We start from the raw sequence: 13975 nt of genomic DNA, 5'->3' as shown, positions 1-13975 counted from the left end.
CGGCCCGGCCGCCGCGCGAGGGACGTGCCCGGCGTCCCGGCCCTGAGACGCGCGGACGGCGGTCGCCGCTCCGCCGGTAGACTGGCTGTGCGCCGTCGTGCGCTCCCCGCTCAGCGCCCACCCGAGGGAAACGATGACCGCCCCCGCACCCCAGGCTTCCGCACGCTCCGACGCTCGTCCCGCCGCTGGACCGACGCTGGACACCGTCGAGCACGCCGCCGCCACCCCCGACGAGGTCCAGCCGTACGCCGAGCTCGGCCTCAAGCCCGACGAGTACCAGCGCATCCGCGACATCCTGGGGCGCCGCCCCACGGCCGCGGAGCTCGCGATGTACTCGGTCATGTGGTCCGAGCACTGCTCGTACAAGTCGTCCAAGGTCCACCTGTCGAAGTTCGGCGCGGCGACCACGGACGAGATGAAGAAGCACCTGCTCGTCGGCATCGGCGAGAACGCGGGCGTGGTCGACATCGGTGACGGCTGGGCCGTGACGTTCAAGGTCGAGTCGCACAACCACCCGTCGTTCGTCGAGCCCTACCAGGGCGCCGCGACGGGCGTCGGCGGCATCGTGCGCGACATCATCTCGATGGGCGCGCGCCCCGTCGCCGTCATGGACCAGCTCCGCTTCGGCGCCGTCGACCACCCGGACACGGCGCGCGTCGTGCACGGTGTCGTGAGCGGCGTCGGCGGCTACGGCAACAGCCTCGGCCTGCCGAACATCGGTGGCGAGCTCGTGTTCGACGCCTCGTACCAGGGCAACCCCCTCGTCAACGCGCTGTGCCTCGGCGTGCTGCGCCACGAGGACATCCACCTCGCCAACGCCTCGGGCGTCGGCAACAAGGTCGTGCTGTTCGGCGCCCGCACGGGCGGCGACGGCATCGGCGGCGCCTCGATCCTCGCGTCGGAGACGTTCGAGGACGGCGTGCCCGCCAAGCGCCCGAGCGTCCAGGTGGGCGACCCCTTCATGGAGAAGGTCCTCATCGAGTGCTGCCTCGAGCTCTACGCGGCGCAGGTCGTGGAGGGCATCCAGGACCTCGGCGCCGCCGGCATCTCCTGCGCGACGTCGGAGCTCGCCTCCAACGGCGACGGCGGCATGCACGTGTGGCTCGACGACGTCCTGCTGCGCGACCCGACGCTCAACGCGGGCGAGATCCTCATGTCCGAGTCGCAGGAGCGCATGATGGCGGTCGTCGCGCCGGAGAAGCTCGACGAGTTCCTCGCGATCACCCGCAAGTGGGACGTCGAGACCGCCGTGATCGGCGAGGTCAACGACTCGGGCCGCCTGACGATCGACCACCACGGCGAGCGCATCGTCGACGTCGACCCGCGGACCGTCGCGCACGAGGGCCCGGTCTACCACCGCCCGTACGCGCGCCCGTCGTGGCAGGACGGGCTCAACGCCCGGACCGTCGAGGCCGACGCGCTCGCACGCCCCGAGAGCGGCGACGACCTGCGTGCGACGGCGCTGCGCCTCCTCGCGTCGCCGAACCTCGCGTCCAAGGAGTGGGTGACGAACCAGTACGACCGGTTCGTGCAGGGCAACACCGCGCTCGCGCAGCCCGACGACTCGGGCGTGATCCGCGTCGACGAGAGCACGGGCCTCGGCGTCGCGCTCGCGACCGACGCGAACGGCCGCTACGGCAAGCTCGACCCGCGCACGGGCGCGCGCCTCGCGCTCGCCGAGGCGTACCGCAACGTCGCGACGACGGGCGCCCGCCCGCTCGCCGTGACCGACTGCCTCAACTTCGGCTCGCCCGAGGACCCGGACTCGATGTGGCAGCTCGTCGAGGCGATCGAGGGCCTCGCGGACGCGTGCCGCGAGCTCGGCGTGCCCGTGACGGGCGGCAACGTCTCGCTCTACAACGGGACCGGCGAGCCGGGGCAGATCGACTCGTCGATCCACCCGACACCGGTCGTGGGCGTGCTCGGCGTGCTCGACGACGTCGCGCACGCCACGCCGTCGGGCTGGCGCGAGACGGGCGAGAGCATCTACCTGCTCGGCACGACGCGCCCCGAGCTCGACGGGTCGGCGTGGGCCGAGGTCGAGCACGGGCACCTGGGCGGTCTCCCGCCGCAGGTCGACCTCGCGGCGGAGAAGGCGCTCGCCGGCGTGCTCGTCAACGCGAGCCGCGACGACCTCGTGTCGGCCGCGCACGACCTCTCCGAGGGCGGGCTCGCGCAGGCGCTCCTCGAGGCGTCGCTGCGCTTCGGCGTCGGCGCCACGGTGTCGCTCGACGCGCTGACCGAGCGCGACGGCGTCACCCCGTTCGAGGCGCTGTTCTCCGAGTCCACGGCCCGCGCGCTCGTCGCGGTGCCGCGTGGCGAGGAGTCCAAGCTCGTCGACGCGTGCGTCGCGCGCGGCGTCCCCGTGCTGAAGATCGGCGAGACGGGCACGGAGCCTGGTGCCGCCGCCGAGTCGGGCGAGGCGCTCGAGGTCACGGGCCTGTTCACCGTCCCGCTCAGCGAGGCGGACGCGGCCTTCCGCGCCACGCTGCCGGCCATCTTCGGCTGACACCCGCCACCGACGCCCCGGTCACCGCGAGGTGACCGGGGCGTCGTCGTCCGCGGACCCTGGCCGACCACGACCCTGCCCGCTGTCGAGCACGACACGGGTGCCGTCAACGGGCGGAGAACGACCCTCATGTCGTGTTCGCCGGACCGGGGCGCCCGGCTGCGCGGGTTTCGTGGAGGTCGGCGGGCGAGGTGGTGCGGCGGGTCGCGGCGTCCGCCGCGACGCTGCGAGAGTCCGGGCATGACCTCGCCGACCACGAGCCTCCCGCCCGCGCGCGTCATGACCCGACGGCGCCCGGGCGGCCCGGTCCTCACGGTCCTGCTGGCCACGGGGCCCGTGGCGGTCGTGCTGCTCACGCTCGTGCGCGCGGTCCCGTACGACGCGGTGACGCCGTTCGCGCAGGTCGTCGGGTTCACGCCGTTCGTCGCGGCGGCCGCCGTCGTCGGCCTCGTGGTCACGCTCGTCGCGCGCCGGTGGGTCCTCGCGGCGCTGCTCGCGCTGTGCGTCGCCGCGCAGGCGGTGTGGCTCGTGCCCGCGTTCGTGCCCGGTCCGGCGCCGCCCGACGACGCGGCGGCCCTGCGCGTGATGGGGGCCAACGCGTGGCTCGGGTCGGCCGACGCGGACGCGCTCGTCGACCTGGTGCGCGAGCAGGACGTCCAGGTGCTCGCGGTGCTCGAGCTGACGACGGACCTGCGCGAGCGCCTCGTCGCGGCGGGCATCGAGGACGTGCTCCCGTACAGCGCCGACGCGAAGGTGGGGTCCGGGGCGCTCGGCAGCGGGCTGTGGAGCGCGCTGCCGCTCGACGACGTCGACGTCGAGCCGTTCTCCAACGACGCGATGCCGTCTGCGACCGTCGAGGTCGACGGCGTGCCGGTGCGGGTCACCGCCGTGCACCCGATCCCGCCGATCCCGGAGTACGTGCGGGTCTGGGGCGAGGAGACGGCCGCGCTCGCCGAGCGCGCGGCGGCGGACCCGCTCCCGCAGGTGCTCGTCGGCGACTTCAACGCGACCCACGACCACGCGACGTTCCGGCGGCTCCTCGGCGACCGGTTCCACGACGCGAGCCGCGCGTCGGGCGGCGGGCTCGACCTGTCGTGGTCGCCGCGCCCGGGCACCGTCCCGCCGGTCCTGAACCTCGACCACGTGGTGACGGACCGGGAGAACGTCGTGACCGACGTCGACTCCCTGCCCGTGCCCGGCAGCGACCACCGCACGATCGTCGCGACGGTCCACGTGCCCCGCCCCTGACGCCGAACCCGGGGTTCCGCGCCACCGACCAGAGTTGGTGACGCGGAACCCCGGGTTCGGCACCGGGCGGGGTCAGCCGCGCGCGGGCTCCGGGGAATCGACGGGGGTCTCGTGGTGCGGGTGGCGGCGCTCGAGGGCGGCGCCCTCGACGTCGACGTCGGGCAGGACGCGGTCGAGCCAGCGGGGGAGCCACCACGCCTTGTCGCCCACGAGGTGCATGAGCGCCGGGACGAGCAGCATGCGCACGACGAACGCGTCGACCAGCACGCCGAACGCGAGCGCGAACCCGATGGGCCGGATCATCGCGCTGTGCGAGAAGACGAACCCGCCGAAGACGGAGATCATGATGATCGCCGCGGCGGTCACCACGGCCCGGCCCGCTCGGACGCCCTGCACGATCGCGACGCGCGCGGGGGCGCCGTGCGCGTACGCCTCGCGCATCCCCGAGCCGAGGAAGAGCTGGTAGTCCATCGCGAGGCCGAACAGGATGCCGACGAGGATCGTGGGCAGGAAGTTGAGGATCGGGCCCGGCGTCTCGACGCCGAACACCCCCGAGAGCCAGCCCCACTGGTAGATCGCGACGACCCCGCCGAGCGCGGCGAAGTACGACAGGATGAACCCGAGCGTCGCGACGACTGGCACGAAGACCGACCGGAACACGAGGACGAGGATGACGAGCGACAGCCCGACGACGACCGCGAGGTAGATCGGCAGCGCCTGCGCGAGCTTGTCGGAGATGTCGATGTTGCCGCTGGCCGAGCCGGCGACGCCGAGCGTGACCTCGCCGTCGAGCGGTTCGAGGGCGCGCAGCGCGTGCACGAGCTCTTCGGTCGACTCGCTCGTCGGGCCCTCGGCCGGGATGACCTGGAACGCCGCGACCGTACGGTCCTCGGACGTCCCGATCGGGGCGACCGCGACGACGTCGTCGAGCGCGCCGAGCTCCTCTGCGACGTTCACCTGGTACTCCAGCGCCTCGGCCTCGGTGGGCTCGCCCGGGAGGTCGGCGACGACGAGCAGCGGGCCGTTCGTGCCCTCGCCGAACTGCTCGGCGATCGTCGAGTACGCGCGGTACTGCGTGGAGTCGTGCGCCTCCGACGACCCGTCGGGCAGGTTGGTCCGCAGGTCCAGCGCGGGGAGCGCGATCACCCCGAGCGCCACGACGGCGAGGGTCGCCGTGCCCACCGCGCGCAGCGTCGACATGGGACGCACGGGCTTCGTCCCGTCCGGGGCGACCGGGCCCGACGTCGCGGTGTCGGTCGTGGCGCCCGTCCCGCCCGAGGCCTCGGCGGCCTCGGTCCCGGCGAGCGCGGCGCGCTCGCGACGGCTGAGGATGCGCGTCCCGATCATGCTCAGCAGGGCGGGCGTGAGGGTGACGGCGATGAGCACGGCGATCGCGACGCACAGCGCGCCGACGGTCCCCATGAGGCCGAGGAACGGGATGCCGGTGACGTTGAGCGCGAGGAGCGCGATGAGCACCGTGGCGCCGGCGAACACGACGGCGTTGCCCGACGTGCCGTTCGCGAGCGCGATCGACTCCTGCACGTCGTCACCCTGCTTGAGCTGGCGGCGGTGCCGGTTGACGATGAACAGCGAGTAGTCGATCCCGACCGCGAGCCCGAGCATGAGGCCGAGCACGGGGGTCACCGACGACATCTCGACGACGCCGGAGAGCGACATCGCGGCGAGCGCGCCGATCCCGACCCCGATGAGCGCGGTGAGGATCGGCAGCCCGGCGCCGACGAGCGTGCCGAGCATGACGACCAGCACGATCGCCGCGACGACGAGGCCGATCGCCTCGCCCACGCCGAAGACCTGGGGGACGCCCTGCGTGATGTCGGACGAGAAGTCCGTCTGGACGCCCTCGACCGGGTCGTCGGTGAAGACCGCGACGAGGTCGTCCTTGGTCTGCTGCTCGATGCTCATGTTCGGCTCGGTGAACGCGACGCTCGCGACGGCGGCGCTCCCGTCCTCGGAGACCATGCGGATCTCCGACGCCATCTCGAGCAACGGCGCGGAGGCCTCGAGCTGGGCGGACTGCTCCTCGAGCGTCGTGCTCTGGTCCTCCAGCGCGGTCACCTGCTTGTCCAGCGCCGCGGCCTGGGCGTCGAGCTCGGCACGCCCGGCGTCGAGCTCCGCCTGCTGGGCGTCGAGCTGCGGTGCGACCTGGTCGAGCGCGCCCGCGGCCTGCGCCTGCGCGCGTGCCGCGTCGAGCTGGGTCTGGCCCTCGTCGAGCTGGGCCCGCGCGGCGTCGAGCTGCTCCTGGCCCGCGGCGAGCTGCGTGCGTCCGTCCTCGATCTGCGCGCGCCCGGCCTCGATCTGGGTCCGGCCGTCCTCGACCTGCTGGCGCTGGTCCGCGAGCTCGGTCTGCGTCGCGAACGGGTCGACGGCCGTCTCGACGCCGTCGACCTCCTCGGCCGCGGCGAGCCGGTCGGAGATCGCCGCCTCCTGCTCGGGCGTGAACGCGGAGCCGTCCTCCGTGGCGAAGACGATGGTGCCGCTCCCGCCCGAGGCCTCCGGGAGCGCCGTCTGGAGGCGCTCGGTGACCTCGGCGGTCGGCGTGCCGGGGATGGAGAAGCTGCTCGCGAGCGTGCCGCCGAACGCGACGAAAGCCGCCCCGGCCAGCACGAGCACCGCGAGCCACGCGGCGAGGACGGTCCGCGCGCGGCGCGCGCACGCGCGCCCGAGGCGGTAGAGGAGTTCAGCCATGAGGATCCTTCGGGTGGGAGTCCGGGGTGGTCCGGGAGGCGGTCCGGGTGGGGTGGTCGGTGCCGACGGCCGGGTGGCCGGGCGGGGTGGCAGCGTCAGGCGGGGCTCGCCCAGCCCGCGCGCACGCGGTCGACGAGGCGGTCGAGGAGGTCGGCCCACACGCGGCGCGAGGCGTCGTCGTCGGCGGCGCCGGTCGCGGCCCACCAGCGTCGCTGGATCACCAGGACCCCGGCCATGAGCGCGCCGACGAGCATCTCGATCTCGAGCGGGTCGACGTCGGGGTGCCGCCGCGTGGTCTCGGCGACCAGGCGCTCGGCGAGGTGGGTGAACGTGCGCACGACCATCGTCGTGACGCGCGGGGTGGGCTCGGTCGCGGTGCCGCCGAGGGCGCGCGTGAGGTAGGCCATGGGGCCGACGAGGTCGGTGCTGCGGAGCGCCGCGGTGACGTCGTCGAGCGGGGTCGTGCGGTCGGTACCGGGGTCGGCCGCGCTCGCCCCGAGCGCCTCGACCACCGTGCCCAGCACGTCCTCGCACACCTCGACCACCACGTCGTCGAGCGACGCGAAGTGGTTGAAGATCGTGCGCCGCGCGACGTCGGCCCGTGCGGCCAGCTCGTCGACCGTGAACCGGGCGCCCCCGTTCTCCTCCATGAGCGACGCGGCGGCATCGACGATCGCGCGGCGGTGCCGCGCGCGCAGCGCGGCGCGGCGATCGGTCGCGGGGCTGGTCGGGAAGCTTGCCGCAGAGCCCGTCGGTGAGCCCGGGGTCGGGTCGGTCACGGGCGCGTCCGCCGGCTCGGGCGCGGAGAGATGAGGCACCTCTTGACACTAAGTGCATCGATGCACTCAGTGCAAACAGCGCCCCGGACGACTGAAAGTTGACCGATCAAGTCCAGTATGTGGGAAGGTCTCCTCGGTGCGTTGACACCCCGCGGTGGGCGCTCGTAAGTTCCCGCGCAACCGAGGTCGACGTACCCCGGTCACAGGACATGGTCATGAGCTCCGACGCCAAGCCCCGGCTCGTCGGACGGCAACCCTCCCGCGCGGTGGGGTGCCCCGGGTGAGGACCAGGCCCTGCGTCGCGCGGACACCGCGCGGCACGGGGCAACGACGCGGAGCCCGGCGACGGGCACGAAGGAGACGGACGATGGACCGGCGAATGTCGAGCACCGCGGTGAGCGCCGCGCACGCGTCGACGTGCCCCTGTCCGCTCGCGGGCCGCCCTGGCGCCCGCGCCCTCGGGACCGCGGGTCCCGCGCGCGTCGCCTGTTGTCGCTGACGACGACCCGCCTCTGACACCCCGCGCCACCCCGCGCGCGGTCCGGGTCCCTCCCGGCTTCCCCAGCCCCGTCCTGCCGCCGCGCGCGGCCGGACCGCCCTGCCCACCTTCCGGCACCCCGCCGCGCCCTGAGCGCGCCGTCGGCTCAACTGAGAACGGATCCTCGCGATGTCCGACCCCCGCCCCGCCCGTACCCTCCACCTCGGTGTCGACCTCACCGACGCCGGCGCGCACCCCGCCGCCTGGCGGACCGTGGGCTCCCAGGCCCAGCGGCTCTTCGACGCCAAGCGCCTCGTCGAGCTCGTCGCCACCGCCCAGCGCGGCCTGCTCGACCTCGTCTCGCTCGACGACGCGTTCACGCTCCAGCCCGGCCGCAACGGGTCCGTGCGGGGCCGGCTCGACGCCGCGCTCGTCGCGTCCCGCCTCGCGCCCCGCAGTGCGGGCATCGGTCTCGTCCCGACCGTGACGACCACGCACACCGAGCCGTTCCACGTGTCCAAGGCGATCGCGACGATCGACCACGTGAGCTCCGGGCGCGCGGGGTGGCAGGTCGGGTGGTCGACGACGCCGGCCGAGGCCGCCGCGTTCGGTCGCAAGGGCGCGCAGGACGAGCGCGACGCCGTCGCCGAGGCGGACGAGGCCGTGGAGGTCGTCACGCGCCTGTGGGACTCGTGGGAGGACGACGCCGAGATCCGCGACGTCGCGACGGGCCGGTTCGTGGACCGCGAGAAGCTCCACTACGTCGACCACGAGGGCATCCGGTTCGCCGTCAAGGGGCCGTCCATCACGCCGCGGCCACCACAGGGCCAGCCGCCCGTCGTCGTCCGCGCGGACACGCCCGCCTCGCTCGACCTCGCGGCCCGCCGGGCCGACGTCGTCCGGGTTCGCGCCGCGACCCGCGACGAGGCCGTCGCCCTGCGGACGCAGGTGCGCGACGCCGCCGCGGACGCCGGGCGCGACCCCGACACGCTCCGGGTCCTCGTCGACGCCTACGTCGTCATCGGCGACACCCGCGCGAGCGCCCAGGCCCGCCTCGACCTGCTCGAGGACCTCGAGGGCGTCTCGTGGGACACCGACTCGCTCACGCACGTCGGCACGGCGCGCGACCTCGCCGTCACGGTCGAGGAGTGGGCGCACGACGGCGCAGCCGACGGGTTCCTCCTGCGGCCGTCGTCCCTGAGCACCGACCTCGACGCGATCGTCGACGGCGTCGTGCCGCTCCTCCAGGGGGCCGGCCTGTTCCGCACGGCCTACCCCGGGACGACGCTGCGCGACACGCTCGGCCTCCCGCTCCCCGCCAACCGCTACGCGGCGATCGCCTGAACCCGGACGGAACGACGACATGAGCACGCGCCCCCGCAAGCAGATCCACCTCGGCGCCCACTTCCCGGGCGTCAACAACACCACCGTCTGGAGCGACCCCCGCTCGCGCAGCCAGATCGACTTCGCCTCGTTCGAGCACCTCGCCCGCCGCGCCGAGGACGCGAAGCTCGACTTCTTCTTCCTCGCCGAGGGCCTGCGCCTGCGCGAGCACAAGGGCCGCATCCACGACCTCGACGTCGTGGGTCGACCCGACACCTTGCCCGTCCTCGCCGCGCTCGCGGCCGTCACGGACCGCCTCGGCCTCGCGGGCACGATCAACACGACGTTCAACGAGCCGTGGGAGCTCGCGAAGCAGTTCGCGACGCTCGACCTGCTCTCCGAGGGCCGCGCGGCGTGGAACCTCGTGACGAGCCCCGACGCCTTCACGGGCGCCAACTTCCGCCGCGGCGGCTACCTCCCGTACCCGGAGCGTTACGCGCGGGCGGCCGAGGTCGTCGAGGTCGCGCGCGCCCTGTGGGACTCGTGGGACGACGACGCGGTGCTGGCCGACCGGATCGCGGGCGAGTTCCTGCGCCCCGGGTCGGTGCGGCCGGTCGCTCACCACGGGTCGTACGCGGACGTCGTCGGGCTGTTCGAGACGCCGCGCGGGCCGCAGGGCCACCCCGTCCTGTTCCAGGCCGGCGACTCCGCCGACGGCCGGGACTTCGCCGCCCGGACCGCCGACGTCGTGTTCTCCGCGCACTCGACGTTCGACGCCGGTCGCGCGTTCTACGAGGACGTCAAGGGGCGCCTCGCGGCCCACGGGCGCGAGCGCGACTCCCTGAAGATCCTGCCCGCGACCGTCGTCGTGCTGGGCGACACGCCCGCCGAGGCGGAGGAGCGCGCGCGGGAGATCCGGCTCCAGCAGGTCTCGGGCCCGACGGCGATCGCGTTCCTCGAGCAGGTCTGGGGCCGCGACCTCGAGGCGTACGACCCCGAGGGGCCGCTGCCCGACGTCGAGCCCGACACGGACAACCTGTCGATCACGCGCGGACGCGTGCGGCACGCGAAGGACCCGGCGGCGGTCGCCGCGGCGTGGCGCGAGCAGGCGGAGGCGAACGGCTGGTCGATCCGCGAGCTCGTCATCCAGGTGACGTCGCGCGGCGGGTTCGTCGGCACCCCGCAGCAGGTCGCGGACGACATCGACCGCCACGTCCAGGAGGACGCGTCCGACGGCTTCATCCTCGTCCCGCACCTCACGCCGGGCGGTCTCGACGACGTGCTCGACCAGGTCGTCCCCCTGCTCCAGGAGCGCGGCTCGTTCCGCACGGAGTACGAGGGCACGACCCTGCGCGAGCACCTCGGCCTCGGCCGGCCCAGCACTGCGCGAGAGGTCGCCGACCCCGAGCCGGCCTCGGCCGAGCTCGTCGGCTGACCGCAGCCCGACCCGCACCAGTCCCGCAGACCTGCACCGCACCGACCTCGGAGGACCCATGAGCACGAGCACGCCGACCGCCACGGGCGCCGCGGCCACCGCGCCCACCACCGGCACGCCCGTCGTCGCCGCGTCGACCCCGTCGCCCGACGCCACGGCGTGGGCCGGCTGGCACGCCGAGCGGGAGGAGGCGCTGCGCCCGCCGCACGGCTGGCTGAGCCTCGTCGCCTACCACTGGCTGCCGACCGAGCCCGCCGCGCTGCCCGGCGTGCCCGGCCTCTGGTGGGCCGACGCCGACGGCGCGCACCACCGCGCGGGCACGGACGGCGCCGTGCGCACGACGGCGGGCGTGGCCGTCACGACGGTCGTCGTCCCCGAGGGCGGGTCGTCGGTCGCGGGGACGTACCTGCCGGAGGGCCGGGAGTCCGGGACCGGTCCGGCGAGCGCGCGGAGCGGTGAGCACGACGGACCGGACGAGACGCGTGAGGTCGCCGTCGAGGTCGTGCGCCGCACGGGCCGGTACGCGGTCCGCCTCCGCGACCCGCTCGCCCCCGCCCGGATCGCGTTCGACGGCGTCCCGTCCTTCGCGTACGACCCCGCCTGGGTCGTGGACGCGGCGGCGCGCTGGTACGACGCGCCGCGGCCCGTCGTCGTCGGTGCCGCGCGCCCCGGGCTCGTGCACCACGTGAGCACGGTCGGCGAGGTCGACCTCGTCGTCGAGCGCGACGGCGTCGTCCACCGTGCGACGCTCCACCTCACGGGCAAGGCCGGCGGCGCGGTGACGCTGCTGTTCAGCGACGAGGCGGACGACGTCGCGCCCTGGCGCGTCCTGTGGGTGGACGCCGACGTGGCGCCGGGCGCCGAGGGGCGCGTGCGGCTCGACCTCAACCGGGCGATCAACCTGCCGTACGCGTTCAGCGACTTCGGGACGTGCCCGGCGCCGGTCGAGGGCAACCACGTGCCGTTCGCCGTCACCGCGGGCGAGAGGGCGCCCCGGTGACCGCGGTCGCCGCGCGCCCCGCCGGGCGGGGAACGCGCGAGGTCCGGTCCGTCGCGATGCACGACCCGCTCGTGCGGCCGCTCCTCGACGAGCTGTCCCAGGAGTACTGGACGCGCTACCAGCGCGTGCTGACCGCGGACGAGCTCCGCGCCGAGATGGAGCACTACCCCGCGCAGGACTTCGCGGCGCCGCACGGCGAGCTCGTGCTGGTGCTGGAGGACGGCGAGCCGGTCGCGGGCGGTGCGTTCCGCCGTCGGACCGAGCCCGAGCTCGGCGACCCGGCACGCCTCGCCCGGCAGTCCGCGCGGCGCAGCGACGGGACGCCCGCCGTGCGGACCGCCGAGCTCAAGCGGATCTGGACGCACTCCGCGCACCGGCGCCAGGGCCTGGCGCGCGTCGTGCTGGCGGAGCTGGAGCGCCGAGCGGTCGAGCGCGGGTACCGGCGTCTCTACCTGACGACCGGTCCGCGGCAGCCCGAGGCCGCCGGCCTGTACCTCGCGACGGGCTACACGCCCCTCTTCGACACCGGGACCGATCCCGAGGAGATCGGCCCGCTCGCCTTCGAGAAGTGGTTGGAGGTCGCGCCATGAGCACCGTGTCGCTCCCGCAGGACGAGTCCCGGCAGCTCGCGCCGCCGTCGGGCCGGCACCCCGCCGACCGGCGCGGCGGTGTCGAGGACGCGCTGCCGCTGGAGAGCCTGCGCATCGTCCCCGCGCGGCACCCGGGCCGCTGGGCCGCGACGGCCGGCGTGGCCGTGCTGCTCGCCATGGTCGTCAGCTCGCTCGTGACGAACGACCGCTGGGAGTGGGGCGTCGTCGCGCAGTACCTCACCTGGCCCTCGATCCTCGAGGGCGCGTGGGCGACGATCCGGCTCACGCTCGTCGCGTCGGTCGTCGGGTTCGCGCTCGGCACGGTCCTCGCGCTCATGCGGCTGTCGCGCTCGCCGCTCCTGCAGTCGGTGTCGTGGACGTACACGTGGGTGTTCCGGTCCGTGCCGCTGCTGCTCCAGCTCCTGCTCTGGTACAACCTCGCGTACCTGTACCCGTACCTCAGCGTCGGCATCCCCTTCGGGCCGGAGTTCCTGTACTTCGACACGCTGTCCGTGATCGACAAGTTCTGGGCCGCGATCCTCGGCCTCGGGCTCTCGCAGGCCGCGTACTCGGCGGAGATCGTGCGCGCCGGGATCCTCTCGGTGGACCAGGGGCAGCAGGAGGCGGCCGCGTCGCTCGGCATACCCAAGCGGCGCCAGGTGAGCCGCATCATCCTGCCGCAGGCGATGCGCTCCATCATCCCGACGGCCGTCAACGAGGTGATCGGGCTCCTCAAGGGCACGTCGATCGTCTACGTCCTCGCGTACGGCGAGCTGTTCTACATCGTCAGCGTCATCTACGGCCGCAACGGCCGCGTCGTGCCGCTGCTCATCGTCGCGTCGATCTGGTACCTCGTGCTGACGACGCTCATCACGGTCGTCCAGTACTACGTCGAGCGGCACTACGCGAAGGGCGCGGTCCGCACGCTGCCGCCGACGCCGCTCCAGAAAGCCCGCTGGACCGTCCTGGTCTGGGCGTCGCGGCTCTCCGGCCGGCCGGTGCCCGACTCCGTCCCGCCCGCGTACGCGGCCCGTGCCCGCGTGGGCGTGCTGACCCGCACCGCGCGCACGGCGGGAGGTGCGGCATGAGCGCCGTCGCCGCCACCCCCGACGTCGCGACCGCCGGGCTCGTCGAGATCCACGGCGTCCACAAGAGCTTCGGCACGCTCGAGGTGCTGCGCGACGTGTCGCTCACCGTGCCGCCCGGGTCCGTGACGGTCGTGCTCGGCCCGTCCGGGTCGGGCAAGTCGACGCTGCTGCGCGCGATCAACCATCTGGAGAAGGTCGACAAGGGGTTCATCTCGCTCGACGGCGAGCTCATCGGGTACCGCCGCAAGGGCAACACCCTGCGTGAGCTGAAGGAGCGCGAGATCCTCGGCCAGCGCACCCAGATCGGGTTCGTCTTCCAGAGCTTCAACCTCTTCCCGCACCTCACCGCGCTCGAGAACGTCGTCGAGGCGCCGGTCTCGGCGCAGCGCCGCCGTCGCGAGGACGTCGAGCCCGAGGCCCGCGCGCTGCTCGAGCGCGTCGGGCTCGCGGACAAGGCCGACGCCCGGCCGCGCCAGCTCTCCGGCGGGCAGCAGCAGCGCGTCGCCATCGCCCGTGCGCTCGCGCTGCGGCCCAAGGTGCTCCTGTTCGACGAGCCGACCTCGGCGCTCGACCCCGAGCTCGTCGGGGAGGTGCTCGAGGTCATCAAGGACGTCGCGAGCACCGGCACGACGCTCGTCGTCGTCACGCACGAGATCGGCTTCGCCCGCGAGGTCGCCGACACCGTCGTGTTCATGGACGACGGCGTCGTCGTGGAGCAGGGCACCCCCGCCGAGGTGCTCGACCACCCGCGCCACGAACGCACCCGGGCCTTCCTCCAGAAGGTCCTCTGACCCGCCGCGAACCGGGTTCCCGACCCGT

Annotated in this window: 10 protein-coding genes and 1 riboswitch; of the genes, 8 read left to right on the top strand and 2 right to left on the bottom strand. The window is 74.3% G+C overall.

Annotated features, from left to right (window positions below):
* Window positions 1-133 precede the first annotated feature (133 nt).
* On the top strand, window positions 134-2509 hold the full coding sequence (gene purL, locus AC6CH9_RS01980; RefSeq protein ID WP_498153402.1) for a phosphoribosylformylglycinamidine synthase subunit PurL: 2376 nt from the start codon (window positions 134-136) through the stop codon (window positions 2507-2509).
* 240 nt (window positions 2510-2749) lie between these two features.
* Window positions 2750-3757: an endonuclease/exonuclease/phosphatase family protein gene (locus AC6CH9_RS01975; protein WP_498153401.1), complete on the top strand. Its 1008-nt coding sequence runs from the start codon at window positions 2750-2752 to the stop codon at window positions 3755-3757.
* A gap of 72 nt (window positions 3758-3829) precedes the next feature.
* Here the strand turns inward: AC6CH9_RS01975 and AC6CH9_RS01970 are convergent, their stop codons facing one another.
* Together AC6CH9_RS01970 and AC6CH9_RS01965 are read right to left on the bottom strand one after the other, a co-directional pair.
* A complete protein-coding gene (locus tag AC6CH9_RS01970) occupies window positions 3830-6463 on the bottom strand; it encodes an MMPL family transporter (protein WP_498153400.1) in 2634 nt (877 codons plus the stop codon).
* Window positions 6464-6558: 95 nt separating this feature from the next.
* Window positions 6559-7281 carry a TetR/AcrR family transcriptional regulator gene (locus tag AC6CH9_RS01965; protein WP_498153399.1) on the bottom strand — a complete coding sequence of 241 codons (723 nt, stop codon included), beginning with the start codon at window positions 7279-7281 and terminating at the stop codon, window positions 6559-6561.
* A 172-nt stretch (window positions 7282-7453) separates the two neighbouring features.
* Window positions 7454-7552, top strand: a riboswitch (SAM riboswitch).
* A 357-nt stretch (window positions 7553-7909) separates the two neighbouring features.
* Between AC6CH9_RS01965 and AC6CH9_RS01960 the strand changes: the two genes are divergently transcribed.
* The 6 genes from AC6CH9_RS01960 to AC6CH9_RS01935 are packed head-to-tail and all read left to right on the top strand — an operon-like array spanning window position 7910 to window position 13947.
* Window positions 7910-9064, top strand: a complete 1155-nt coding sequence (locus AC6CH9_RS01960) for an LLM class flavin-dependent oxidoreductase (protein WP_498153398.1) — start codon at window positions 7910-7912, stop codon at window positions 9062-9064.
* 19 nt (window positions 9065-9083) lie between these two features.
* Entirely contained in the window at window positions 9084-10478 is a 1395-nt protein-coding gene (locus tag AC6CH9_RS01955) for an NtaA/DmoA family FMN-dependent monooxygenase (protein ID WP_498153397.1), read from the top strand.
* 58 nt (window positions 10479-10536) lie between these two features.
* Complete coding sequence (locus AC6CH9_RS01950; RefSeq protein WP_498153396.1) at window positions 10537-11478, top strand: DUF1684 domain-containing protein; 942 nt, start codon at window positions 10537-10539, stop codon at window positions 11476-11478.
* Complete coding sequence (locus tag AC6CH9_RS01945; protein ID WP_498153395.1) at window positions 11475-12068, top strand: GNAT family N-acetyltransferase; 594 nt, start codon at window positions 11475-11477, stop codon at window positions 12066-12068. The genes AC6CH9_RS01950 and AC6CH9_RS01945 overlap by 4 nt, the downstream gene beginning before the upstream one ends.
* Window positions 12065-13156 (top strand): amino acid ABC transporter permease, encoded by a 1092-nt coding sequence (locus AC6CH9_RS01940; protein ID WP_498153394.1) that lies wholly within the window; start codon window positions 12065-12067, stop codon window positions 13154-13156. Before AC6CH9_RS01945 ends, AC6CH9_RS01940 begins: the two co-directional genes overlap by 4 nt.
* Window positions 13153-13947, top strand: coding sequence for an amino acid ABC transporter ATP-binding protein (locus AC6CH9_RS01935; protein ID WP_498153393.1), 795 nt, complete (start codon window positions 13153-13155; stop codon window positions 13945-13947). The genes AC6CH9_RS01940 and AC6CH9_RS01935 overlap by 4 nt, the downstream gene beginning before the upstream one ends.
* Window positions 13948-13975 lie beyond the last annotated feature (28 nt).

It is taken from the genome of Cellulosimicrobium sp. GQ32 (assembly GCF_059758455.1).
The sequence above is the reverse complement of the archived record's forward strand: the minus strand, read 5'-3'. Positions and strand labels throughout refer to the sequence as shown.

Coding starts and splice junctions, on each gene's coding strand:
- purL (WP_498153402.1), top strand. CDS start 134: ATGACCGCCCCCGCACCCCAGGCTTCCGCACGCTCCGACGCTCGTCCC.
- AC6CH9_RS01975 (WP_498153401.1), top strand. CDS start 2,750: ATGACCTCGCCGACCACGAGCCTCCCGCCCGCGCGCGTCATGACCCGA.
- AC6CH9_RS01970 (WP_498153400.1), bottom strand. CDS start 6,463: ATGGCTGAACTCCTCTACCGCCTCGGGCGCGCGTGCGCGCGCCGCGCG.
- AC6CH9_RS01960 (WP_498153398.1), top strand. CDS start 7,910: ATGTCCGACCCCCGCCCCGCCCGTACCCTCCACCTCGGTGTCGACCTC.
- AC6CH9_RS01955 (WP_498153397.1), top strand. CDS start 9,084: ATGAGCACGCGCCCCCGCAAGCAGATCCACCTCGGCGCCCACTTCCCG.
- AC6CH9_RS01950 (WP_498153396.1), top strand. CDS start 10,537: ATGAGCACGAGCACGCCGACCGCCACGGGCGCCGCGGCCACCGCGCCC.
- AC6CH9_RS01940 (WP_498153394.1), top strand. CDS start 12,065: ATGAGCACCGTGTCGCTCCCGCAGGACGAGTCCCGGCAGCTCGCGCCG.
- AC6CH9_RS01935 (WP_498153393.1), top strand. CDS start 13,153: ATGAGCGCCGTCGCCGCCACCCCCGACGTCGCGACCGCCGGGCTCGTC.